This is a genomic window from Flavivirga amylovorans (assembly GCF_030540875.1).
GTDB classification, from domain to species: Bacteria; Bacteroidota; Bacteroidia; order Flavobacteriales; family Flavobacteriaceae; genus Flavivirga; species Flavivirga amylovorans.
The window spans coordinates 218973-243375 of record NZ_JAUOEM010000001.1 but is presented as its reverse complement, the minus strand read 5'-3'; the positions used below and the strand labels follow the sequence as shown (position 1 = coordinate 243375).

Here is a 24403-nt window from a genome sequence, read left to right as displayed (position 1 = left end):
TATATTTTACCCATAATGTTCTCCAAACTTATCCTTCACTTTTTGGAGTACTTTTTTAATATCTTGCTCTTTTGTCTTAGGAAAGATAAGCAAAACCTCATCTTTATCTACAATAATGTAGTCTTTCAAGCCATCAACAACTACAATTTTATTACTTTTAGTACGAATCATATTTCCTGAAGCGTCCTCTGATAATGTTCTGGCATTGACTACCGCATTTTTGCTAGTATCCTTATCCAACTTATCATATAAACTTCCCCATGTACCTAGATCATTCCAATCAAATTCTGCAGCGATTACATAAACATTGCTAGATTTTTCCATAATAGCATAGTCAACCGAGATATTTTCTGCTTTGCCATAATTATTTCGAATGAAATCTTCTTCAAGATCTGTATTATAAGCATCCTTACCATTTTCGAATAGTGTAAATAGTTCTGGTTGATTACTTTTAAAAGCTTCAATAACACTTTGTACACTCCACATAAAAATTCCTGCGTTCCATAAAAAATTACCTTGTTCAATATACTGCTTTGCTATTTCGTAAACAGGTTTTTCTTTAAACTGGTTAACTGGTTTTATTTCTTCTGTAGAAGTCTTATCATATTCAATATACCCATATCCTGTGTTAGGAAATGTAGGTTGAATACCCAAAGTCATTAGCGCATTATTTTCAGAGCAAAAATAGAACGCTTGTTTCACATTATTAGTAAAAGCATTTTCATCCTCAATCCAATGATCACTGGGCGCCACAATCATAACAGCATTCGGGTTTTCTTTTTGGATTTTTAATGATGCATACAAAATACAAGGTGCTGTATTTCTCATGGCAGGTTCTAAAACGACTTGGCGTTTTGTAACACTTGGTAATTGTTCGAATACGAGATCATTATAACGTTCGTTCGTTAAAATAAAAATATTTTCCTCAGGTATTAATTTTGCCAATCGATGGAACGTTTTCTGAATTAACGTATCTCCACTACCTAACATATCGTGAAATTGTTTAGGGAAATCTTGCGTACTTACTGGCCAAAACCTAGAACCAACACCACCTGCCATCAAAATGGCGTAATAATTTTTATTCATTTATTTTTATCTAATAATTAAATTTTTAATTAGGTTCGAAAAAGATACAATTTTTCTTGCACTTACCTTAACTACTATCAGTAAGCAAGCTTACATTAACTTAATCTATTAAGCTAACCTCTGCATTAGGATTAAACAAATAAACTCTGCCTGTGTTTACCTCCACACATTCAAAACGTTTTACACGTTTTCGTCCCATTTTAAATACTTTACCATTATACAACTCAAAAGTACTGCCTGTAGGTACTTCAAAAATATAAGTTTTATCGTTAGGCTCATCAAACTGTTTCAATGCTAACGCTAAATTAACATCGGTATCGCTACTCGCCTTTGGATTTCTAAAATGATTTGCCAGTAATGGCAGTAAATGATTTGGAAAAATCTCTGGATTTAAAAATGGTAACATTAAGTGCTGAAATGTACGTTTCCATTCTATGCCATGTGGTTTTATAAACTTCCCATAAGCTTTGTATGCTTCAAAATGAGCAATCTCATGTATTAGTGTAATTAAAAACCGATACATATTCAAATTGGAATTAATAGTTATTTGGTGCTTCCCATGTGGTAATCGCTTATAATCGCCATGACGTGTTTTACGTTCGTTTTTAATTTTTACTACTAAGTTATCATCCTCTAAAAGTTTTAAAACTTGAGACAATGCTATTTCCGGAATATAATTTTTAAGCATATTTTGCATTAAAACAAAAATAACGGTTTTATACTTTCTTTATCAAACGTTTTCTGTCAAAAAAAGAAAATTAAAACACCCGAAACGGCTATTAGCAAAAGATAAATAAGACGAATCATAACGCTTTCAGTAATAAATCAATGTTTGACCAGTTTTAAACGCTCAAAATAATTTGTAATAAAAACCTTTAGGAAATAAAGTAAGGGTATCCAAAATGGATAAAAAATACTACTTTTACCTTTTAAATAAAGGGTTATCCCTTGTTTGCTAACTTCTTATTTTCCTTCTGAAAATCTGCCGTTCGTGAATCTTTAATTCCCTCACAACAAAATTTTTAGCCAACTTAAATTAGAAAATCAATGAGAATTAAAATATTGATAATTTTTACTTTATTTAATTATATCGCTCACACTCAAGAAACCTCTATAGATACCACACTTCAAAAAAGATTAGTAAAATTCCCATTATTTACAAGCGATTATTTTCATTATCCAAAATCAAATTTTAATACAGAAACTGGAAAAGGAGAAGTTGAAATTAATGAATGGAAAACGTCTTTTCAAGTAGTTATTCCACTAAAAGAGCGTAAAACCTATCTATTAAATGGAATAAATTATTCATTGTTTAATTACCATACTACAATAGAATCTTCAAATTTGAATATTCAAGAGACTTATCATTCTATAGGATACTCTGTAGGTTTAATAAATATCTTATCTAAAAAGTGGAAACTGATTTTTAATCTTGCCCCTACAATCTCTGGTGACTTTAATGAATCTTTGAGTACTGACGATTTTATATTACAACTTTCTGCATTAGCCTTGAAACGAGCAAACGAAAACTTTCAGTACGGATTTGGATTTACCTATACTAACCGATTTGGCAATTTTACATTATTCCCTTTAATAAATTTGACCTACAAAAAAAATAAATGGTTGACCTTGGCCGTAATTCCTTCTTATGTTTCACAATTTTATAATATCAATGAAAAGTCTAGAATAGGGATAAAAGCAGCAATTTATGGTAACTTGTATAATGTTGACTTTGATAACATGCCTTCTACAATTGATTTAAACAGAATCTCTTACTCAAGAATAACTATTGGTCCTGAATTTCAATTTAAACTCTTCGGAGACCTTTATTTAAATACTAGTACTGGATTTACTGTAAGAAATATTATAAAAATTCAAGATGATCAATTAAATACAGAGCTCGATTTAAATGTTGACGATACATTCTTTTTTAATGTTGGTTTAAGAATATTAAAATAAAAAAAACATTCTTTACTCTTAATCATGGGCTATAAACAAAAGCACAAACACATCTCTACTTTTTTTGTTACTCGAGCTTTATGCAACCATTGATTTTATTAGAAAAATTGAATAACTTCGTTTAACATTCAATGTAAAATATTTTTACACAAGTTGAAGAACGAATGAAATACCTGCTTAAAAATCAAGAAACTGAACGAATCTTATTCAGAAAGATAAGAGCATCTGATTTTAATGATTGGTTGAAATTTCATAAAAGCCCTAAGACTTCTCTTCATTGGATTTCAGAATTAGAAAGCCCTGAAATTGAATGTGAAAAATGGTATAAAAAACAATTTTTTCGTTACGAAAACAATTTAGGTGGCATGAATGCTTTAATTGAAAAAGAATCGGGAAAATTAATTGGACATTGTGGGCTTTTAATTCAAAGCGTTGACAAAATATCTGAGCTAGAAATAGCATATTCACTCTTGCCTGAATTTTGGAATAAAGGTTTTGCGACCGAATCAGCAAAAAAGTGTAGAGACTATGCTTTTGAAAACAACTTATCTAATTCAATAATATCAATCATAAGTCTTTCAAACAAACCATCTGAAAGGGTCGCTATTAAAAATGGAATGAAAGTCAGTAAAATGACTGAATATAACGAGAATAAAGTAAATATTTACAGAATTGAAAAAACTGAGTGGAATAAAATAAAACCAATGTACGCTGTATAAAATTAATTGCTAAACGAACGCTAAAAACATCACAACATCTTCAAAAGCTCATGCATACTACCAAACACATTAGTAGCTTCACTTTCTAACTCATTATTATAATCGTGTGCCGTAAATCCAAACACATCAAAACCTCCATTTTTGGCTGCTTGAACTCCAGACAAGCTATCTTCAATAACCACACATTCGCTTGGTTTAAACCCCATCGTTTCTGCTGCCCATAAAAATACATCTGGATCTGGTTTCCATTTTTTGATGGTATAACAACTAAAAATATTGTCTTCAAAAAATGGTAATAAACCTGTGAGTCCTAAATTAAGTCGGATTTTATTTTCTGGACCACTTGATGCTGTACAAAAAGGTAATTCTAAGTTTTCCAACACCTTTTTAATACCTTCAATGGGTTTTATATCTCTTTTAAAAGCTTCAAAACTTTTTACTCTATAATCTTCTTCAAAGGTTTCTGGTAACGCCCTCCCTATTCGGTTTGAAATAGTATCCATACAGAGGCTAAACGATTTTCCTTTAAATTGAGCAACGGCTCCTTCTTTTTTGATGTTTGCTCCTAAATCATTTGCCATATCAACCATAGTACCAACAGCAATAGCCTCGCTATCGATTAGGACACCATCACAATCGAAAATAACACATTTATATTTACTCATAAATAAACTTTCTAATACTTAACGATCTCAAATTCGCTACGTCTGTTTAACTGATGCTCTTCTTCAGTACATTCTAACATAGGACATGGAACTATGGGTTCTAATTCCCCAAAACCTTGAAATTTCATTCGACGTGCATTAATAAATCCTTCTAATGCCAGATAATTTCTTGTCGATTCTGCTCGTCTTTCCGATAAAATCTGATTGTAGCGTACGGTTCCCCTACTATCTGTATGCGAACTTATCTTTAAATAAATATTTGGGTAGCGTTCTAATTTAGCGGCCAATTCATCCAATATTTTTTTAGAATCTGCTCTGATATTCCACATGTCAAAATTAAAATAAATGGGTTCTAATTGGAAAAATAATTTGCCATCTTTCTCAATAACTGGAGGTCCTTCAACGTCGGTTAACAATTCAAATCGTTTAGGATCTTCTTCTTTTAATTTTTTATCAATTTTCTTTTCTACAATTAATACTTCAACAGGATCTAATGGTGGCGGTGGCGGGATTTTCTTTAAATACAGCACATGCAGTTGATCTTGTTTTTCAACAACCGTTATGTTTAATTTGTTAGGAGTATAGGCTTCATTATTAGCCGAAAACTCATAACTATTCGCCAATAAATTAATATTGAAAAACGCTAAAGAATCTAAGGTATTTACATATTTCTCAACACCCTTTTTATCTTTTAAGACAACTGCTGTATTTGGAATATATTCTTTCGTTTCAATATCTCTTACCTCAAACCTATTAATATATTCTCTTATAAAAATTTCTCCTGTTTGTTTAAATTTAAAAATCTCATCATTCTTCTTATTTCTATTTGTAGAAAAGAATCCTTCTTTGGTATTGTGATAGTTTAGACTGAAATCGTCGTATCTTGAATTGATCGGTGCTCCTAAATTAATAGGCTTAGTAAACGTACCATTAATACGTTCTGAAACAAAGTTATCTAACATCCCTAGTCCCAAATGACCATTAGATGCGAAAAACAGATTACCTTCTTGTGATATGAATGGAAAATGTTCTCTGTTTTCGGTATTAATAGTTGCTCCTAAATTAACTGGTTCATCAAACGTTCCATCAACTTCAATACTTACATAATACAAATCAAAACTACCATAGCCACCTTCCATATCTGATGAAAAATAGAGTTTCTTTTCATCTGGGCTCAAAGCAGGGTGTTGATAAGAAAATCCGTTTTTATTGAATGGCAATTTTTCTAATTTGCCCCATTTACCATGAGTTCGAGTCGTTTTATATAAATGAATGTTATTGTTAGACTGTTCGTTAAACTCTTTCTTTCCGTCTGTATAATTACTTCTTGAAATATAAAGCGTATTTCCATCACTTGTAAGACAGAAATTACCTTCATGCAATTTAGAGTTTATGGTTTTTGGAAGTGATTTAATAGCTCCTATGGTATCATTATTTTCATCCACTTTTACGGCATAAATATCGAGAAAAGATTGATGTGTCCATTTGTATTTCTTTCTTAAGAGTTTTTTATTATCCCTATCGGAAGTAAAGTAAACCGTATCATTAAATTTTATAGCTCCAAAATCGGATGCATCAGAATTAAATGGACTCTTTTTAATCTTATAATCTGGGGTTTTTAATTTAAATGTTTCTATAATTTCAATAGATTCTGACGTGTCTAAAGAAGTTGACATATTTTCTTTATAACGTTTAAAATAATATAATCCTGTTTCATAGTCTCCTAAAGCTGATAGTACCTGATACAACTTGAAGTTATATTGGTTGTCGTATGTTTTATCTTTCTCACCGTATTTCCCGTTTACTAATTGCTTTAAATATCTTGATGCGAGACGGTATTCGAATATACTGTAATAGCAAACAGCTATATTTTCTATAGCTTTTTTATGACGTTCTTTTTTTATTTCTTCTTCATAATATTTGGCAGCATTAATATAATCTCCTTTTTCAAAAAAACGATCAGCTCTTGTTTTCTTTTGCCCAAATGATACTTGTATAAAGAATAGACTTATTATAATGAAAGTAATTTTCTTAATCATGTTAATAAAATCTTGGGGATGAATATTTTTTATTTAAACCTAACACATCAAACTTATAGAGTAGTATAAATTCATGACTTCCATTATTATAATTATTTAATTCGCTAGTATTAAAATCGTATGCATATCCAACTCTTAAATTTGGTGTAATATTAACACCCGCCAATCCAGAAATAGCATCTTGATATCGGTACGATATGCCCAACTCAAAGGCATTAAGATAAAGAGCATTTGCGGATACATCAAATGACAAAGGTGCTCCCGTAACATATTTAACAACTGTAGATGGTTTTAATTTAAGTGCACTGTTAATATCAAATACATAGCCTCCAATTAAAAACGCATGTGGCTTATCTTTGTATAATACGCCACTATTCACATTTAAATCGCTTGGAATAAGATTTGGTGATGACAATCCAACATAATAATTATCGTTAAATAAAAAGACACCCGCACCAACATTGATGACCGTTTTATTGGTGTTTTCAAACAAAGGATCTCCACTAACATTACTACCTAAACTACTAAAATTTATGTGATCGAACCCCATTTTTATTCCAAAGGACAAGTTCAAATCTTTCTTAATATTAATTTTATATGCTGTATTTATATTAAATACATTTTCACTAAGGTTTATATTGCCTCCAATATTATCATTTAAATAGTTTACACCTAACTCAATCTTTTCGCTTAAAGGAATATTTGCAAACAAATTGGCAGTTTTCGGAGCCCCATCTATACCAACCCATTGCGTACGATACAAACTTCCAACTTGTATGATACTAGGTTCATTTATCATATAACCCGGATTTACCAAACCCATGTTATACATATACTGCGTATACTGAGGTTCTTGTTGCGCGTATGCAGATAAACCACATATTATGAATACTATTACTATTTTAATCTTCATTATAAAATGACTCATTATCTACTTAAATAAAAGTTTCCTTGAATAGGGTCTGTTACTCCATCTTTTGGATCGAATACATAAAAATAAACTCCAGATGGTAATTCGTCTCCGATCGTTAAAGACACATTAGATTTTCCCTCAAAAAGTGGTGTGTTTCTATTTCCTTTATAAACAATGGAACCAAACCTATTGTAAATGTTTAATTCGAAGTTTGGAAATACATTTGGTAAGCCACATAAATCAAACTCATCGTTTTCATCATCTCCATTAACAGAAATACCATCTTTAAAACAGCTAACACAATCTTTATGATTAAGAGGTAAAAGTTCGACTGTTATCCCTATTCTGGGAGACTCACACCCTTCTGAATCGACAGCTGCAACAAAATAGTCTTCCCCATGAATTAAAACAGTTCCTATTGATAAAGGCGTTGTATCATCAATAGTATCATACCAATTAAAGCTCGTTCCATTTGCGGCTACAAGATCTAAAACTGTTGCTCCAACACTAGCACAAAATATCTGATCTGTTGCATTTGGACTAAGAACTTCTACTATGGTTATTGAAATTAGTGATGTAGATAAATTACATGAAACATGACCTTGAATTTCATATTGAAAATTATGTGTTCCTGCAGCTAATTGTGATACGTCTAACAAGCTGCCGGTTAATAAATCGGTCGTATCTAAATTTCTAAAAACGCCTCCTGAATTCGCCGAAGCACCCAAATAATCTACCAAATCTATTTGTAAATCTGAACGACATACAAAATAATCTCCTCCTGTTCCTGCACTTGGGCTTTGATGATTTACAACCGTAATAGTTGCTGAATTTCCTGAGCACATGATCGTTCCTGAAGACACATCAATATTATCAGGAACGGTGTAAATATAGTCTCCTTCATCTGAAACTCCTGGTGTAAATGTGGCATTATGAGATGCAGATGTATACCCATTAGGCCCTGTCCAGGTTCCATTAGTATTAGGATTCCCCATTAAATCGTCAAATAAATCAAATGGCACATTATTGTCACATACATCCCTTATAGGCAACCCTACTCCCGATTGGTATTCTTCGAAGACAGTAAAAGACAATCTTGCTCTATCTTCACAATTATTAACAGTTCTTGTTATATATTCAAAATTAAACGTTTGTTGATTGTTAATTTGGGGTACAGTGAATGGATTTGTTATGAGGTTTCCTGTATTTAAATCTACCCATCTACCTTCTGGTCCTTGATAAATATCTTCAACACCATTCGTAGTCAACAAAGTAAATAAATCTAAAGGTGCTGCTATAGTCGGATCTATTTCGCAAAACAATAACCCTTCCGTATCTTCTCCCGCATAGTGTTTAGGATGAATTGTAAACCTTACCCGTGCGCGTTCCTCGCGACAAGGAAGTGTCGTATTAGGTGTTGTATTACAATAACCAGAAGAATAATCAAGCACTTGAAAGTTATCTGGCCAACAATTATACTCGGGATAAACAACATATTCAAAGACATAATCTCCTGGTGGTGCGTTTAACAAGCTAACCGTTCCTGATGAAGAATATCCTGCTTGCGGAGATGGAAGATTTCCATTAGATATAAGACCCAAATCTGAAGGTCCAGAAACATGCCTCCAATTAGTCCATGCATCTCTATTATAATCAAATAGAATAGCATTCTCGGTTGTAAACTCCAGTTCATTATATAAATTTATTGTAGGCGATTGATTAGGGTCATCTACACAATATGATGGTAAAGTCCCACTTTGACTAAACGGTCTTAAGTCTTCATAAATTTTAAAACTAACTACAGACGTTGTATCTGCACAAACTCCTGAACGTTGTTCTACTGAATATTCATAATTAACTTGGGCACATCCAAACTTAACACCATCTCTAGCTATTATTTGATCATAAATATCTTTAATATTTATTCTTGAGTCTACTGGGTTTGTTACTTGACCAAAACCACTTCCTCTCCAAGTACCATCTATATCTTCAAGCGCCAAAAATTCATCATTCCTTAAATCTATATCTACATCATATCTACCACTTTTAATAACATCTTCACAAATACGTTGATTTTTTGAATACCCTGAAAAAACTTTTCTTACAACAGAAACGTTAACATTTGTTCTTGCTTCTGTACTACATGGGGCTATACCGGGAACTATATAAGTGAATCGAAAAACTTGTTCATCAACCCTAGGAGGCCCTGGTGTATACGGTATCGTAACTGTTAAATTAGATCCCTCTAATCTAATAAACCCAGAACCTCCACCATTATAAACCCAAGTACCATTAAGATGCGGGCTTGGAATCGGGTCTAAAGCTTGAAAAAGATCTATATCTACAGTAGAATCACATCTATCTCTTGGAGTAGATCCTGAATCACAAATCTGTATATTGACATTATTAGCATTAGGTGGAAAAGCATTACCAGAAAAGGGTCCTACAATCACATTAAATCTTATAAGAATATTATCAGGACATCCAGACGCAGCACTTAAAAAGTGAAATTGATGGTCTGTTTCTGCTTCTGAAGATTGATCTAAATCCCATAAATGTAAGTCACCTGATCCATCTAAGGCAAAATTAAAATTTGGATCAAACCAAGTTCCCATTGAAGCGTCTACAGGAGTAACACCTGGAAGGGCATTATATCTAGTAAATAGATTAATAATACCATCTGCATCTCCATTAGCATCTCCATCTATAATGGTCATATCACAAATGGTAATCGTTTTTTCATCTGGAGTACACTGGGCTTGAATTTTCGTTATGGAAGAAATTATTACAACGAAACATAGTATTTTTTTAAACATTCTGCAGGTAAAAATTTACTGCAAGATAAATATTCTAAAGAACTAATAGGCAGATAAGTAATTAAAATTAGGCGTGTAAATAAATATTTAACATTCTTCTTAAGGATGAAAAAACACAGCTATCAAAAAGTTCCAAAAAATGGTTATACAGAATGCAAACAGGACTAAATAAAATCGTTTATACTTAATTAAAGTATATTAATTTATAAGAAAAAGAGATGCGGAAATATCATCTATACTACTTAAATATCTAAACATATTATAGTAGATTTAATAAATGGGTTTTTATAAAAAATCACAGATATGTATTTTAATTTTTATAATTATTAGTATATTTTTTATTCCTATAGAGGTTCTATTTCCAAAAAAGTAAATTATTAATTCAAATCCTTTTTACTATTAAACTCACTTTAGACCGTATTAATAGTGTTCAAACTATCTTCTATAAACAAGTTTGGCTGTGCTTATCATTTCTATTAAATAAATAGAATAAAATTAGTTTAAGGTGTAGAATTAGAAACTTGTAATAATTTACCGTTATAATATTTATGCCCGTTAAGTGAAAAATCAAAAATATACTGTGCCATTTCCAGTGCTGTAGTAGGTGCTTGATATCCAGGAAAAGCTTCTTCTAACATTTCGGTTTGCACAGCTCCCAAGGCCAACACATTAAAACTGGGGCCAGTTTCTTTATATTCTTCCGCTAGCAACTCTGTTAAGGTAATAACCGCTGCTTTACTGGAACTGTAAGCACTTAATCCTGCAAATTTCATACTCCCTTGCACACCTCCCATAGAACTAATGGTTACGACATGACCATTCCGTTTCATAAAAGGTTGTACTATTCTGGTCATTTCTGAGACTCCAAAAACATTGGTTTTATACACCCGTTCAAAATCTTGCATCGATGTTTCTGAGAAAGGTTTATTAAGTAAAGTTCCTGCGTTATTAACTAAAACATCTACTTGACTCCAATTAGAGTTTATAAAGGCTTCTAACTTCTTGTAATCATCATTTTTACTTAAATCAAATGACAATGATTCAACATTTTTTAATTGTAGATCATCTATTGGCTGACTATTTCTAGATAGTGCTAAAACATTGTGACCAGCATTAGCAAATAATTGAACCAACTCGAAACCGATACCTCTGCTTGTTCCTGTAATAATTATGTTTTTACTCATTGTTCATTTTTATTTCTTTTGTGCTAGCATTTGTCATACCTTCTAAGGCCGGTATCATTTTATTGATAAAAGATGTCATGTGTTCAAAATCCATTTTATCGGCTTCATCATCTACATGGTGATAGTAATCAAAGTTTGTAAAATCGAATGTAGAAATTGCTTGTGCTGGGATCTGAAACGCATTGAAAAAAGGGTAATTATCTGAACGTTTAAACAAGTTATATTCTTTAGCTTGAGGTAAAAACCCAACAATGTCTTCTTTTACATAGCTATTTAGTTTTTCAGCCATATTAGATTTTTTATAACCCGTTAGGTAAGCTATGGTTTCATTTTCTGCTCTGGGCACTCCTATCATTTCAAAGTTAATCATGGTATACAAGTTAAGCGCTTCACCTTTCAGTCGTTTTGCTAAATGGCCAGAACCTTTTAACCCCATTTCCTCGGCCGCATATAGTGTAAATAAAAGGCTTCGTTTATTGCTTTTTGATTTAGAAAAATACTTTGCCCATTCTAAAACTGCTACAGTACCAGAGGCATCATCATTTGCGCCATTGGCTATGCTATCTCCATTTACAGGTTCTGCTGTTCCTATATGATCGTAGTGAGCTCCTAGTATCACAAACTCATTTTTCAATTCTGGGTCATGCCCTTCAATATATCCCACGACGTTATAACCAACAATACTGTTTAAATTAAAACTATCCCTATATGTTTCAAAATAAGGCTTAATATTATTTTCTTTGAAAAAATCTTCAATAAAAACGGCTGCTTTTTCGATCCCCTTGCTTCCTGTATGTCGCCCTTCTAATTCATCTGAAGCTAAATACTCTAAACTTGACTTAACGTTTTCTTTTAAAGCTAACGTCACTACACTACTGCTTATCTCACTCGCATTGTTTGTTTCTGAAGTGTCCTTTTGCGAACCACAGTTAAAAAGAGTTATAGCTAATGCCATACTTAATAATATCTTCATTTCAAGTTTTATTAGAGTTTAAAGATAAAAAAAACCTGTTTCAATTAAATGAAACAGGTTTTTTGTTTTATAAAAGATTCCTTCTCAGGAATTTATTACACTAACATTGTTACCGGATTTTCAATATATCCTTTTAACGTTTGGAGGAATTGCGCTCCAGTAGCTCCATCTACTGTTCTATGATCACATGCCAAAGATAGTTTCATAGTATTTCCAACTACGATCTTACCTTCTTTAACCACAGGTTTTTCAACAATATTTCCTACGGAAAGAATGGCTGAATTTGGTTGGTTAATAATAGACGTAAAGCTTTCTATACCAAACATACCTAAATTTGAAACAGTAAACGTACTCCCCTCCATTTCGGCAGGTGTTAATTTTTTGTTTCTAGCTTTTCCAGCAAGTTCTTTTACTTCAGCTCCAATTTGTGGTAACGATTGCTCGTTCGCAAATTTAACTACAGGAACCACTAATCCATCAGGCACTGCTACCGCTACACCAACATGCACATGGTTATTTAAACGCATCTTATCTGCAAACCACTGCGAATTTACTTGTGGGTGTTGTTTTAATGCTAAAGCACAAGCTTTAACAACCATATCGTTGTACGATATTTTTGTATCAGGAACAGAGTTAAATTGCTTACGGAAAGCAATAGCATTTTCCATATCAAACTCTACATTTAAATAATAATGTGGTGCAGTGAACTTCGAATTTGTTAATGCTTTAGCAATCGCTTTGCGCATTTGCGAATTAGCAACCTCATCAAAATCTTCTTGTCCAGTAGGAACGAATTTACCAACGGAAGCACCTGAAGATGCTGGAACAAAATTCTCAACATCTTGTTTAATAATACGTCCGTTTTCCCCAGAACCTTGAACTTGTGATAAATTAATACCTTTTTCTTCTGCGATCTTTTTAGCTAATGGAGATGCAAATAGTCGCCCACCATTTGTTGACGTTACTGCAACTGCTTTATTTGGTTTTGCTACCTCCTTTTTAACTTCTGTTTTAGGGGCTTCAACTTTTGGAGCCTCTTTTTTAGGAGCTTCTTCAGTTTTTTCTGAACCACCTGAAACTTTGAAATTACTTGCTACATCTGCAACATTAGTTCCCGCAGGACCAATAATAGCTAATAAAGCATCTACTTTTGCAGATTCTCCTTCTTGTAATCCTATATGAAGCAATGTTCCTGCTTGAAACGATTCAAACTCCATAGTCGCTTTGTCTGTTTCAATTTCGGCTAAAATGTCACCTTCTTCAACGGTATCTCCTACTTTTTTAAGCCATGTTGCCACTGTTCCTTCTTCCATGGTATCACTTAAACGTGGCATCGTTACAACTATTACACCTTCTGGTAATACGGTATCTGTAGATGCTTCAGTTTGAACAGGAGTATCAACTGGGGCTACTTCTGCCTCTTCTTTCACTTCTGCAGAAGTACTATCTCCACTTAGTAAACTTGCTATATCTTCTCCTTCGTCTCCTATAATTGCCAATAACGCATCTACTTTAGTAGTTTCTCCTTCTTGAACGCCTATATGAAGTAAAGTCCCTTCGTTAAAAGACTCAAACTCCATAGTCGCCTTATCTGTTTCTATTTCAGCAAGAATATCACCTTCTTCTATTTTATCGCCAACTTTCTTCAACCAAGCCGCAACTGTTCCTTCTTCCATGGTGTCGCTTAAACGCGGCATATTAATTACTATAGCCATAGCTTATAATTTATGTTGTATAAATGGATAATCTTCTTGTTCGTATACGACATCGTACATCACATTTTTATCTGGGAATGGTGATTCTTCAGCAAATTTCTCACATTCAGAAACCAAACTTTTAACACGCTTATCTATCTCTTTAATATCGTCTTCCGTAGCGTATTTCTTTTCAAGAATGATATCTTTTACTTGAGTAATAGGATCTATTTTCTTGTATTCTTCGACCTCAGCCTTAGTTCTATAATGTTGAGCATCACTCATAGAGTGTCCTCTGTAACGATATGTTTTTAATTCTAAAAATGTTGGCCCTCCACCTTTACGTGCACGTTGTATAGCTTCATCAAAAGCTTCAGCTACTTTTACAGGGTTCATACCATCAACTGGCCCACAAGGCATTTCATAACCTTTTCCTAGCTTCCAAACTTCAGTATGATTTGCTGTACGCTCTACAGATGTTCCCATCGCATAACCGTTGTTTTCACAAACAAATACGACTGGAAGATTCCATAGCATAGCTAAATTAAAAGTTTCGTGAAGTGATCCTTGTCTAGCAGCACCATCACCAAAACAGCATAAGGTTACAGCATCACTATCATGGTACTTATCACCAAAAGCAATACCAGCTCCTAAAGGAATTTGACCTCCTACAATACCATGCCCTCCGTAAAAACGATGTTCTTTAGAAAATATGTGCATAGAACCACCTAGTCCTTGTGAAGTTCCCGTAGCTTTACCAAATAACTCAGCCATAACACGTCTAGGATCAACTCCCATTCCTATTGGCTGAACATGATTTCTATAAGCTGTAATCATTTTATCTTTAGTCAAATCCATAGCGTGTAAAGCGCCTGCTAAAACAGCTTCTTGACCATTATACAAATGAAGAAACCCTCTTACTTTTTGTTGTATATATACAGCTGCGAGTTTATCCTCAAACTTTCTCCAAAACAGCATATCCTCATACCATTTCAGGTATATCTCTTTAGTGATTTTTTGCATCGACTAATATTAGGTTTTAATTAAGCAAATACAAAAGTAATACTTTGCCAGTTATTGCGAAAACGTAAATTCATTAAAGTCAAAAAAATGTCAAAAAAAAAGCGCTTTATAGGCAAGATTGCTTTTTTAATAATTTTTTATGTTGAATCTTATAGTATTAAAAAAAATTACAATTAAAAAATACCTTTATTATGATTGTTAAAGCTGTTCAAAGCACTGATTTATCAAAAACTAGAGGCAACAAATTTGCAAGAGAATTAGATTTAGCTACTTTTCCTGTTTCTCCCATAAAATAAATCTCTATAGGAGTGTCTTGTTTTATTTCATATTCAGCGATAGCTTGTCTACAAGCTCCACAAGGTGGAATAGGTTTAGTTGTTAGGTTATTTTTAGACCCTGCAGATATAGCCATCTGGATTATTTTTGCCCTTGGGTATTGAGAACCTGCATAATAAATTGCTGTACGTTCTGCACATAGTCCTGATGGATATGACGCATTTTCTTGATTATTTCCTGTAATTATCTCACCATTATCTAATAATAAAGCAGCTCCTACATTAAAATTTGAATACGGTGCATAAGCATTTCTACGAGCCTCAAAAGCTTTTTGCATAAGTAAGGTCACATTCTTTGGAAGCTCATCTAGGTCTTGATATATATATAATGTAGTTTCTATTTTTATTTCCTTCATATTTTAAATTTACGAAATATTATAAACAAAAAAACTATTGTTCATTGAACAATAGTTTTTAATATATTATTGTATTTGTACTATTAATACTCGTTATACGTTCCTGCTCCAATATTAAAGGTTAATGAAAAACGCAATGTATTCTCTAAAGGACTTTGTACTTTAGATGCTGAAAATAAGTACGATAAGTCAATATTCACAACATTCGCTTTAAACCCTGCTCCTAATGCCAAGAACTTTCTAGCTCCTTTATCTTCACTTTCATTAAAATATCCTGCTCTAAAAGCAAAAGAATCTTGATATGTATATTCTGCACCTAGAGACCATGTAAACTCTTTTAACTCTTCACTAAACCCATCTGGCGCATCTCCAAACGACTGAAACATTCCTGATAAAAAGCTAACATCTGGATCTTTACCTTCGACAATAATTCTTGGTTCACTACCATCTGTAGCTTGATTTCCATCTCCATCTAAATCAACAAAACCATATACAGGTGGTGTTGGTACTAAAAGTTTTGTCACCTCAGCTGTTACTGCTACTTTATTATAATCATCGAATATAAAATCAAATCCACCTCCTAAACGTAAGGTTGTAGGCTGAAAATTATCAAGACCAGCGTCATCATATTTGAACTTTGGACCTATATTTTGAATAGCAAATCCCATTCTCCAACGTCCATTAAAATCGGCATACGCTTCCTCTTCGCTTTGATAGTAACCAGAAATGTCCACACCAAACGTATTAGCCGCTGACGCATCGCCATCAATACCTTGTATTCGTAAATCCGATCTTAAATAACGCATAGCTACAGACATTCCAAATTGATCTGTTAATCTTAATGCATAAGATGCATCAATAGAAAGTTCATTTGGTCTTTGTATTCTAGGTTCTTCAAATTCATTATTAATAAATTCAATATCTCCTAAAGAGAAATACCTTAAACTCGCCGCAAATGCACTACGCTCATCTAAACGATTAAAATAAGTAACGTTTCCTAAAAAAATATCGTTCACCAATTTACTTAAATAAGGCGTATAACTCGCACCTATTCCTTGTTTCGTTTCCGAAAACACATATTTAGACGAATTCCATTGTTGTGAAAATGCATCAACAGAAGTAGCAACCCCCATATCTCCCATAGCGGCAGCTCTAGCGTCTGGTGCAATTAACAAAAATGGCACTCCAGTAGTTATAACCCTTCTATCCTGATTTGGAAAAATAATTGTTTCCTGAGCTGTTAGTTTTAACACGAAAACAAAGGTTAAAACTATTAATATTTTATTCTTCATGTATCTAGTTTAGTTTGTAAATATAAATTTTATTTTAAAACCCGTATGTCTTTCCCTTCAACTTATTTGATTTTTGGGATGTGATATTACAATATAACGAGTTTTTCTATTTTCTCTACCTTTTTATTTAACAGATTTGAGTGAACCGTAAGCTTATAAATATAAACCCCTTTTCCTATTTTATCCCCAAAATCATCTCTTCCATCCCATACAATGTCTCTGGATAACGAACTTGTTGTTTTAATACCTCCTGTTGTTTGTCCATTTATAGTTCTTACCAATTTCCCTGAGACAGTGAATATTTGTATAGAAACGTCTAAAGGTTCAGAACTATTGTGGTTAAACCAAAATTCTGTATAATTTACAAACGGATTTGGGTAATTAAGAACATTATTTATAACTAATTCTTGATTTTCATCAAATACAACAAATTGAATTTCAGAAGTTGAGGAGTTATTATAAACATCCCAGGCTTTTAATGTTAAAGTATGGAGTCCAGACTCTAAATCTCTAAATGGAAAACTCACAACACCTTTTTGGTAATCGTCGACTTCAGTTTGGTAATAATCATTAAGGACTATTGGGTTGGTTTCGTCTCCATCTATTATAGCAACAATGTCATGACCTATACCACTTGCTGTATTTATTCCGTTGGTGTCCTCCATTTTAGCCAATAACGTAGGTGATTCATTTGTTATACCTCCCGACACAAAGTTCTCGTCATTCATATAAAGTGTAATAACTGGACCTATATTATCTTCTGCTGCATTTTCATTAACGCCTCCAATCCTAACTGTATTTACACTTGCCCCAGCTTGGTCTTGAGATAAAGTTTCGTTTTTTGAATAAAAACTTACTTTCCCAAAGCCTACTGGAACGCCAATATCTTTTGGCACTACAAAATCAAATTCAAACTGACCATCTTTAACAGATGCTTGACCTCTAAATATAATTTCTCCTAGTGTTTCAAAATTCAACCTTACTGTTTGTCCACCGCTTTGAACACCATCATTAGCAAGTGTTTGCCTACTTATTGTTTTATCATAAATAGTAGTTGATAACGTTCCATTATAATTAGAGATTAGATTCCCAGAAACGTCAACTACTTCTCCTGCTAATTTCACATAACTTAGTGCTTTTAACGTATCCGTAGCTTGAGTAATTGGAACATCATTAATTTCTGTTAATCGAATATTCGGCTCCGGAAATGCTAATTTCATAGCAGGGTCACCGATAAAGAACACTAAACGTTTTTGAGAATCATTAGTTATTGAAGGATCATTTTTTGTTAGTCGTAAAGCTTCGGCCATAGATGGGTATTCGTAATCTTCATAAGTATCAGTATCACTATACGAGAACAAATATTGACCAAACTCCTTATTAAAATTAATTCCAAAATTCACAAACACCTGTCTAGTGGTTGTAATTAAACCAATTGTTCCTGCTTGTTTATTCCAAAAAGTAAATTCACCAGCTGTTTCTCTTAATGGGTTATCAAATTTAGTAAACTCACAAGTTACAGTTACAAAACAATTAAGCTTGCAAACATTACGAAAACCATTAATGTCTGGCTTTAATAGAATACGTTCTGCAGCCAAGCCATCTTCACCTCCATGTCCAAAATAGTTCACGACCAAAGCGCCATTATCAACAGCATTCGCTATCTCTGAAGTTACGTCCGGATACCTATCTCCTCCTGCTGATGTTTCTTGTTGAAATGCATCGGAATGTATTTTTGTAACATTTATGAATGGCTTTTCTTGTGCTACCCTATTCCCAATTTCATCTGTAGTTTCCTGTAGTCCTATTGGGATATCACTGTCAGGATCATCAGATATAACTACAAAACTATTACGCCAACTACCAAGAGCTTCTTTTATGTAATATGATTCTATTTTATCAACCATTTCCTTTGCACGTTGCGGCGTCTCTACCAAAACCCTACCTACAGCAATATCCAACCTATCACTTACAGACATAGTGCCCTCATTATCATCCATCATTCCATAAAAATCATCCGATACATAAGAACTGGTAACATTAAAACTACCATACGAGTGCCAAGACGGCACTATATTGGTATTGTTTGGAATTCTATCTTTATAATCAAAAGAACCATCACCAAATAAACACAAGTACTTTATTCTGTTCTCTGGTGTACTTGCATTATCGTACACATATTTAACTAGGTTTCTAATAGCTCCAATATCTTGATTACCTGAACTAAATTCGTTATAAATTTCATCTAGCCCCAATACCTTAACATTCAAATTATATTGAGTTCTATTTATTTGTGCTAAACGCTCTGCCTCTCCAAGCATGTTATTTGGGGTTACAATAATATAGTCTACATCTTGAAATGCACCTTGATTATTTTGAAAAATGGTCCCCTTTATATCTTGGTTATTAATAGTAGTTCTTGAATCTATTTGTGGCTGAAAATAATCTAATGATGTAACAGCTACATAAGTTTTTAAGCTCCCTAATGTAGATGTGAAGCTGAGATTTGAAGCTTGGTCTGTATTTATATAGTTAGAAATATTATATATATCTGTTACATCCCAAATTTCAGCAACTTGCGATGCATTCGTCATATTGTATTGCCCCACTCCTGATACTAAGGCTACCTCACTATTTTTAAATTGAAATTGTTTATCTGAAAAATTTAGTAAACGCGTGGCTTCTATTGATATATAATCCAAATAAGCCTGAGCACTCGGATTTCCTTGATTATCAAAATTAAGCCCTACTTCTATTTTGGAACTATTTACATTAACATTACCATTAAACGAATCTTCTCTTGCTAAAAGAAATTTTGATACACCTGATATATTTAATGTTGAAACAGCAGTTCCATTCACGGTGACATCTATTGTACTCGATGTCGTAGAAGCAGTAGCAGCATAAACTCTTAAATTTATGGGTTCTGATGTCACTAAATCAGGAAAATCAAATTCAAAAGTTTTATTATTATCTAAATCAAATTTATCTCCAAACCAACGTCTTCCTAAAAAAGCAATATTATACTCATCAATTTCATGAAACTTATAATCTTCAAACGTATCAATAACCAAATCAACAGCCCCTGTTGGCTGTATAAACTGTTGAATACGTTTACCTGAACCAGAACCAACATTTATATAGTAATATGTTTTATCTGTATAACAATTAATATTAGTATTACTTTCAGCATTATATTCTTTTGGTCCTTGGGCATAAAATAAAATATAATCTTCATCATTAAAAACACCATCTTCTTCTCCAACAAACTTGATAGCGTTCTCAGGAATATCAAAAGGGTAAGCTACAGCATTGGAATAAGGTATCATCTGCCCTCCATGTCCAAATAACTTTATATTTCTTGGATCTACATTGTTTACATCGACTCCTAAGCGTTGTAAAAAACTTTTTGACAATCTATAAACACCCGTTTCATCAACATAAAAACGATACCATTCTCCCGAACTTAATACCGAATTACTTATCACCTTAGATGTCTTAATCCCTTTACTAAATGTAAATGCTCTATTAGATATGGCTCCATTTTTATAGCTTAGCTGAAACGAAACAACCTTTTTATAGCCACCTCTTGAGTCTTTTATAATTGGAGAGAGTTTAAAAACCGCATATTGTTTTTCTCTTGCTTTAGAATTTTTTAAGCTAAATTCTAATTTATTTGGAATCTTATCTATATCTAAGTCTTTTAAATTGGATTTAGAAATGGAAGCATAAACAACATTATTGATGACTACAGAAGATTCGTTTATTAATTGACTTGTTTTCCACTGGTCTACAAATTCTAGACCTTCTTCAAAACCATAAATAAAATTTTCATTATTAAAAGAAGGGACTTCTATTGTATAACTACCTCCAGAAATCACTTTAGATGCTCCCCAAGTTATTGTGTATTTTTTTTGTTGCGCGAATAAAGTTATTGAGCAAGAAATAAACAATAAAATTAAAATTTTCTCTTTCATCGTTAAAACAACGCAGTTAAAGACGTGTTATTATTAAAAAAGTTAATAATTTAAAAAACTGCATCAAAAATACAATAATAAATTAGTAAAACATGCGTTAATACAACACAAAACAACAACAAAAAACAATAAAAACATCGTTGTAATGTCAAAAAAATAGGGTGAAATACATGTTTTTTTGGCTAAAATGTAAAAAAGGGCTTGTGTTATTAGGTTTAATTCTTATATTGCAGCACCAAAAATATTATTAGCTTACTTAAAAAGTATGGATATGAAAAAAGTAGTAGCATTCAAGGTTTTATTAGTTTTAGCACTAACTATAGCTTCAACTGGGTGTAAAAAATCTTCGAGTTCAAAAAATAGTTCAAGAGCTACAGGATGGCAAATTAACTCCAGAGAAGGTGGTTTTCAGTACAATACAGATTTTAGAGAACAGGAAACATCACCTGGACTCGTATTTATTGAAGGGGGTACTTTTACTAAAGGACGTGTTCAAGATGATGTGATGCATGATTGGAATAATAGTCCAACACAGCAACATGTACAATCCTTTTACATGGATGAAACAGAGGTAACTAATGCCATGTATATGGAGTATTTAGACTGGATTAAAAGAGTTTATCCTCCATCTGAAGAAAATTTTAGAGCCATTTATAATGGCGCTCTACCTGATACATTAGTTTGGAGAAATCGATTAGGTTTTAACGAAGTAATGACAGAAAATTATTTACGTCACCCAGGTTATGGAGAATACCCTGTTGTTGGTGTAAGCTGGATTCAAGCAGTTGAGTTTGCAAACTGGAGATCAGATCGTGTTAATGAATATAACTTAGAAAGAGCTGGTTATTTAAAACGTGATGCAAAAATTTTAGATGTTAACGCAGAATCAACATTTAGTACTGATACTTATATTAACGCTCCAACTTTAACTTACGGAGGAAACGAAGAAGTTATTAATGGAGAGGGCAATAGAAGAAATGTTAGAACAGATGCTGATGGTAATGAATCTAATATTTATGCGACTCGTGAAACTGGAATAATTTCACCAAAGTATAGACTACCAACAGAAACTGAGTGGGAATATGCTGCTTTAGGGTTAAGTGAAATTAGAGATTATAACTTATACCGTGGTCGTAAAAAATACCCATGGGATGGACAATATACACGTTCAGACAAACGTAAAATTCGTGGTGATCAATTAGCTAATTTTAAGCAAGGTAAAGGTGACTACGGTGGAATCGCAGGTTGGTCTGATGATGGAGCTGATATTACAAATGCTGTTAAATCTTACGATCCTAATGATTTTGGATTATATGATATGGCTGGTAATGTTGCCGAATGGGTTGCAGACGTTTACAGACCTATTATAGATGGGGAGTTTAATGACTTCAACTATTACCGTGGTAATGTTTATACTAAAAATGCTTTAAACGATGATGGTACCGTAAAAGTAGTCACTCCTGACGATATCGTATATGATACTTTACCAAACGGAAAAGTAATTGCTAGAAATTTACCTGGTGAAATTGCACAAATTCCTATCGATGAAAACGAAACGTATTTACGTACCAACTTTGATAAGAGTGATTCGAGAAACTTTAGAGATGGAGACAAACGTTCTTCTCGTTATTATGAAAGCTTTAATGATGATGAAGGTGAAGATGGCGAAAAGAAAGATACCGATACTAGAAAAATGTATAATTCTCCAAAACATCGTATTACTAGAGATTCTTTAGGAAACATTATAAGAGAATATGACAAAGGTAGTAACAGAACATCTTTAATTAACGATGAAGTTAGAGTTTACAAAGGTGGATCTTGGAAAGATAGAGAGTATTGGTTAGATCCAGCTCAAAGACGTTACTTCCCACAAGATATGGCAACAGATTACATCGGGTTTAGATGTGCAATGTCTCGTGTAGGTTCAAAATCTAAATCTAGAAACAAAACGAAAAATTAATTTCGATAATTAATAATATTATTAAAAAGTCCTAGCAAATGTTAGGACTTTTTTTATACATTTAATTTTGCAAACTTTAAAGAATTTTACCTGTTGAAAATAGAACAATTACACGAGCTTTTTTTGCAATGTGATTCGGTATGTACCGACACAAGAAAAATTAAAAAAAACGATTTATTCTTCGCTCTTAAAGGTGAAAACTTTAATGGGAACACCTATGCCGAACAAGCTTTAAAACATGGCGCTAAATATGCTGTTGTAGATGAAGAACCATTCCATACGTCTTCTAAGACCATTTTAGTTAAAAATGCTCTTGAAACATTACAAAAATTAGCCTCTTATCATAGAAATTATTTAAACATTCCCATAATAGCACTTACAGGTAGCAATGGTAAAACGACGACTAAAGAATTAATTAATGCTACATTATCCCAAAAACACAAAACCACAGCTACTATAGGTAATTTAAACAACCACATTGGAGTGCCTTTAACTTTACTTTCTATGACTAAAAGTACAGAAATCGGGATAGTAGAAATGGGTGCTAATCACCAAAAGGAAATTCAATTTTTATGTCATATTGCAAAACCTGACTATGGTTATATTACAAACTTTGGAAAAGCTCATTTGGAAGGATTTGGAGGTATTGAAGGTGTTATTAAAGGAAAAAGTGAAATGTATGATTTCTTAATCGCTAACAATAAAACGATTTTTGTAAATGGTAATGATACCATACAAGTTGAAAAAACAAAACATGCTAATAGATTCATATTTGGTGAAAAATCTCATGACTTTGACACCAATATTGATTTTATTGAAGCACTTCCATTTGTAAAATCCAGGTACAAAACATTAGAAATAAAAAGCCAGCTTATTGGCGATTATAATTTTAACAATATTGCAGCTGCTATTGCTATTGGTAACTATTTTAAAGTTGAAGACAACGATATTAAAACTGCTATAGAACGCTATACCCCAAATAATAATCGTTCACAAATTATACAAAAAGGCACCAATACTATTATTCTAGATGCTTATAATGCTAATCCAACAAGTATGCGAGCTGCTTTATCAAATTTTGAAAAACAAGCAAGTACAAAAAAAATAGTGCTTATTGGAGATATGTTCGAGCTTGGGGAAGAAGCAAAAAAAGAACATCAAGACATCGCTGATTTAGCAATTTCTTTAAATGTAGACCAAGTGATTCTTATTGGTGAAAACTTTTTCAAGACAAAAATAAAATCAAACAAAGCCAAACAATTTAAATATTTTGAAGACTTTAAAGACGGCTGGCTTAATGATTTAAAATTGGAAAATATTTCAATGCTTATAAAAGGCTCAAGAGGGATGGCTTTAGAAAGGGTTTTGGAATTTATTTAATACAGAATATTACATTAGAAAACATACACAAA

The 24403-nt window shown here is 32.7% G+C and carries 17 protein-coding genes; 4 read left to right on the top strand and 13 right to left on the bottom strand.

What is annotated here, in order from left to right; translation table 11 throughout:
• Window positions 1-6: 6 nt before the first annotated feature.
• Together Q4Q39_RS00875 and Q4Q39_RS00870 are read right to left on the bottom strand one after the other, a co-directional pair.
• The gene (locus Q4Q39_RS00875; protein WP_303280486.1) at window positions 7-1086 is read right to left on the bottom strand and encodes a mannose-1-phosphate guanylyltransferase; all 1080 of its coding nucleotides are present in this window, start codon (window positions 1084-1086) and stop codon (window positions 7-9) included.
• Window positions 1087-1186: 100 nt separating this feature from the next.
• On the bottom strand, window positions 1187-1783 hold the full coding sequence (locus Q4Q39_RS00870; RefSeq protein WP_303280485.1) for a SprT-like domain-containing protein: 597 nt from the start codon (window positions 1781-1783) through the stop codon (window positions 1187-1189).
• Between the two features lie 350 nt (window positions 1784-2133).
• Here Q4Q39_RS00870 and Q4Q39_RS00865 point away from each other — a divergent pair, with 350 nt between their 5' ends.
• Window positions 2134-3045 carry a DUF6268 family outer membrane beta-barrel protein gene (locus Q4Q39_RS00865; RefSeq protein ID WP_303280484.1) on the top strand — a complete coding sequence of 304 codons (912 nt, stop codon included), beginning with the start codon at window positions 2134-2136 and terminating at the stop codon, window positions 3043-3045.
• 164 nt (window positions 3046-3209) lie between these two features.
• Complete coding sequence (locus Q4Q39_RS00860) at window positions 3210-3764, top strand: GNAT family N-acetyltransferase (RefSeq protein ID WP_303280483.1); 555 nt, start codon at window positions 3210-3212, stop codon at window positions 3762-3764.
• A gap of 29 nt (window positions 3765-3793) precedes the next feature.
• On the opposite strand, the gene Q4Q39_RS00855 is transcribed toward Q4Q39_RS00860, so the two are convergent.
• From Q4Q39_RS00855 to porU, 11 genes are all read right to left on the bottom strand, one after another.
• Entirely contained in the window at window positions 3794-4429 is a 636-nt protein-coding gene (locus Q4Q39_RS00855; protein ID WP_303280482.1) for an HAD family hydrolase, read from the bottom strand.
• 11 nt (window positions 4430-4440) lie between these two features.
• Complete coding sequence (locus Q4Q39_RS00850; protein WP_303280481.1) at window positions 4441-6468, bottom strand: OmpA family protein; 2028 nt, start codon at window positions 6466-6468, stop codon at window positions 4441-4443.
• Between the two features lies 1 nt (window position 6469).
• The gene (locus Q4Q39_RS00845) at window positions 6470-7381 is read right to left on the bottom strand and encodes a PorP/SprF family type IX secretion system membrane protein (RefSeq protein ID WP_303280480.1); all 912 of its coding nucleotides are present in this window, start codon (window positions 7379-7381) and stop codon (window positions 6470-6472) included.
• 14 nt (window positions 7382-7395) lie between these two features.
• Window positions 7396-10197: a T9SS type B sorting domain-containing protein gene (locus Q4Q39_RS00840; RefSeq protein ID WP_303280479.1), complete on the bottom strand. Its 2802-nt coding sequence runs from the start codon at window positions 10195-10197 to the stop codon at window positions 7396-7398.
• 500 nt (window positions 10198-10697) lie between these two features.
• On the bottom strand, window positions 10698-11381 hold the full coding sequence (locus tag Q4Q39_RS00835; protein WP_303280478.1) for an SDR family NAD(P)-dependent oxidoreductase: 684 nt from the start codon (window positions 11379-11381) through the stop codon (window positions 10698-10700).
• The gene (locus Q4Q39_RS00830) at window positions 11374-12354 is read right to left on the bottom strand and encodes a M28 family metallopeptidase (RefSeq protein ID WP_303280477.1); all 981 of its coding nucleotides are present in this window, start codon (window positions 12352-12354) and stop codon (window positions 11374-11376) included. The genes Q4Q39_RS00835 and Q4Q39_RS00830 overlap by 8 nt, the downstream gene beginning before the upstream one ends.
• 95 nt (window positions 12355-12449) lie before the next feature.
• A complete protein-coding gene (locus Q4Q39_RS00825; protein WP_303280476.1) occupies window positions 12450-14069 on the bottom strand; it encodes a pyruvate dehydrogenase complex dihydrolipoamide acetyltransferase in 1620 nt (539 codons plus the stop codon).
• A 3-nt stretch (window positions 14070-14072) separates the two neighbouring features.
• The gene (pdhA, locus tag Q4Q39_RS00820) at window positions 14073-15071 is read right to left on the bottom strand and encodes a pyruvate dehydrogenase (acetyl-transferring) E1 component subunit alpha (protein WP_303280475.1); all 999 of its coding nucleotides are present in this window, start codon (window positions 15069-15071) and stop codon (window positions 14073-14075) included.
• A 208-nt stretch (window positions 15072-15279) separates the two neighbouring features.
• Window positions 15280-15762, bottom strand: a complete 483-nt coding sequence (gene cdd, locus Q4Q39_RS00815; protein WP_303280474.1) for a cytidine deaminase — start codon at window positions 15760-15762, stop codon at window positions 15280-15282.
• Window positions 15763-15845: 83 nt separating this feature from the next.
• Entirely contained in the window at window positions 15846-17054 is a 1209-nt protein-coding gene (gene porV, locus Q4Q39_RS00810; protein ID WP_303280473.1) for a type IX secretion system outer membrane channel protein PorV, read from the bottom strand.
• A gap of 86 nt (window positions 17055-17140) precedes the next feature.
• A complete protein-coding gene (porU, locus tag Q4Q39_RS00805; RefSeq protein WP_303280472.1) occupies window positions 17141-21031 on the bottom strand; it encodes a type IX secretion system sortase PorU in 3891 nt (1296 codons plus the stop codon).
• 265 nt (window positions 21032-21296) lie between these two features.
• Here porU and gldJ point away from each other — a divergent pair, with 265 nt between their 5' ends.
• Window positions 21297-22991, top strand: a complete 1695-nt coding sequence (gene gldJ / locus Q4Q39_RS00800) for a gliding motility lipoprotein GldJ (RefSeq protein ID WP_303280471.1) — start codon at window positions 21297-21299, stop codon at window positions 22989-22991.
• 93 nt (window positions 22992-23084) lie between these two features.
• Window positions 23085-24371: a UDP-N-acetylmuramoyl-tripeptide--D-alanyl-D-alanine ligase gene (locus tag Q4Q39_RS00795; RefSeq protein ID WP_303280470.1), complete on the top strand. Its 1287-nt coding sequence runs from the start codon at window positions 23085-23087 to the stop codon at window positions 24369-24371.
• The last annotated feature ends 32 nt before the right edge of the window (window positions 24372-24403 follow it).

What these genes read in the sequence shown, in the direction of transcription:
- Q4Q39_RS00875 (WP_303280486.1), bottom strand. Translation starts at nt 1,086, where the DNA reads ATGAATAAAAATTATTACGCCATTTTGATGGCAGGTGGTGTTGGTTCT.
- Q4Q39_RS00870 (WP_303280485.1), bottom strand. Translation starts at nt 1,783, where the DNA reads ATGCAAAATATGCTTAAAAATTATATTCCGGAAATAGCATTGTCTCAA.
- Q4Q39_RS00865 (WP_303280484.1), top strand. Translation starts at nt 2,134, where the DNA reads ATGAGAATTAAAATATTGATAATTTTTACTTTATTTAATTATATCGCT.
- Q4Q39_RS00860 (WP_303280483.1), top strand. Translation starts at nt 3,210, where the DNA reads ATGAAATACCTGCTTAAAAATCAAGAAACTGAACGAATCTTATTCAGA.
- Q4Q39_RS00855 (WP_303280482.1), bottom strand. Translation starts at nt 4,429, where the DNA reads ATGAGTAAATATAAATGTGTTATTTTCGATTGTGATGGTGTCCTAATC.
- Q4Q39_RS00850 (WP_303280481.1), bottom strand. Translation starts at nt 6,468, where the DNA reads ATGATTAAGAAAATTACTTTCATTATAATAAGTCTATTCTTTATACAA.
- Q4Q39_RS00845 (WP_303280480.1), bottom strand. Translation starts at nt 7,381, where the DNA reads ATGAAGATTAAAATAGTAATAGTATTCATAATATGTGGTTTATCTGCA.
- Q4Q39_RS00840 (WP_303280479.1), bottom strand. Translation starts at nt 10,197, where the DNA reads ATGTTTAAAAAAATACTATGTTTCGTTGTAATAATTTCTTCCATAACG.
- Q4Q39_RS00835 (WP_303280478.1), bottom strand. Translation starts at nt 11,381, where the DNA reads ATGAGTAAAAACATAATTATTACAGGAACAAGCAGAGGTATCGGTTTC.
- Q4Q39_RS00830 (WP_303280477.1), bottom strand. Translation starts at nt 12,354, where the DNA reads ATGAAGATATTATTAAGTATGGCATTAGCTATAACTCTTTTTAACTGT.
- Q4Q39_RS00825 (WP_303280476.1), bottom strand. Translation starts at nt 14,069, where the DNA reads ATGGCTATAGTAATTAATATGCCGCGTTTAAGCGACACCATGGAAGAA.
- pdhA (WP_303280475.1), bottom strand. Translation starts at nt 15,071, where the DNA reads ATGCAAAAAATCACTAAAGAGATATACCTGAAATGGTATGAGGATATG.
- cdd (WP_303280474.1), bottom strand. Translation starts at nt 15,762, where the DNA reads ATGAAGGAAATAAAAATAGAAACTACATTATATATATATCAAGACCTA.
- porV (WP_303280473.1), bottom strand. Translation starts at nt 17,054, where the DNA reads ATGAAGAATAAAATATTAATAGTTTTAACCTTTGTTTTCGTGTTAAAA.
- porU (WP_303280472.1), bottom strand. Translation starts at nt 21,031, where the DNA reads ATGAAAGAGAAAATTTTAATTTTATTGTTTATTTCTTGCTCAATAACT.
- gldJ (WP_303280471.1), top strand. Translation starts at nt 21,297, where the DNA reads ATGGATATGAAAAAAGTAGTAGCATTCAAGGTTTTATTAGTTTTAGCA.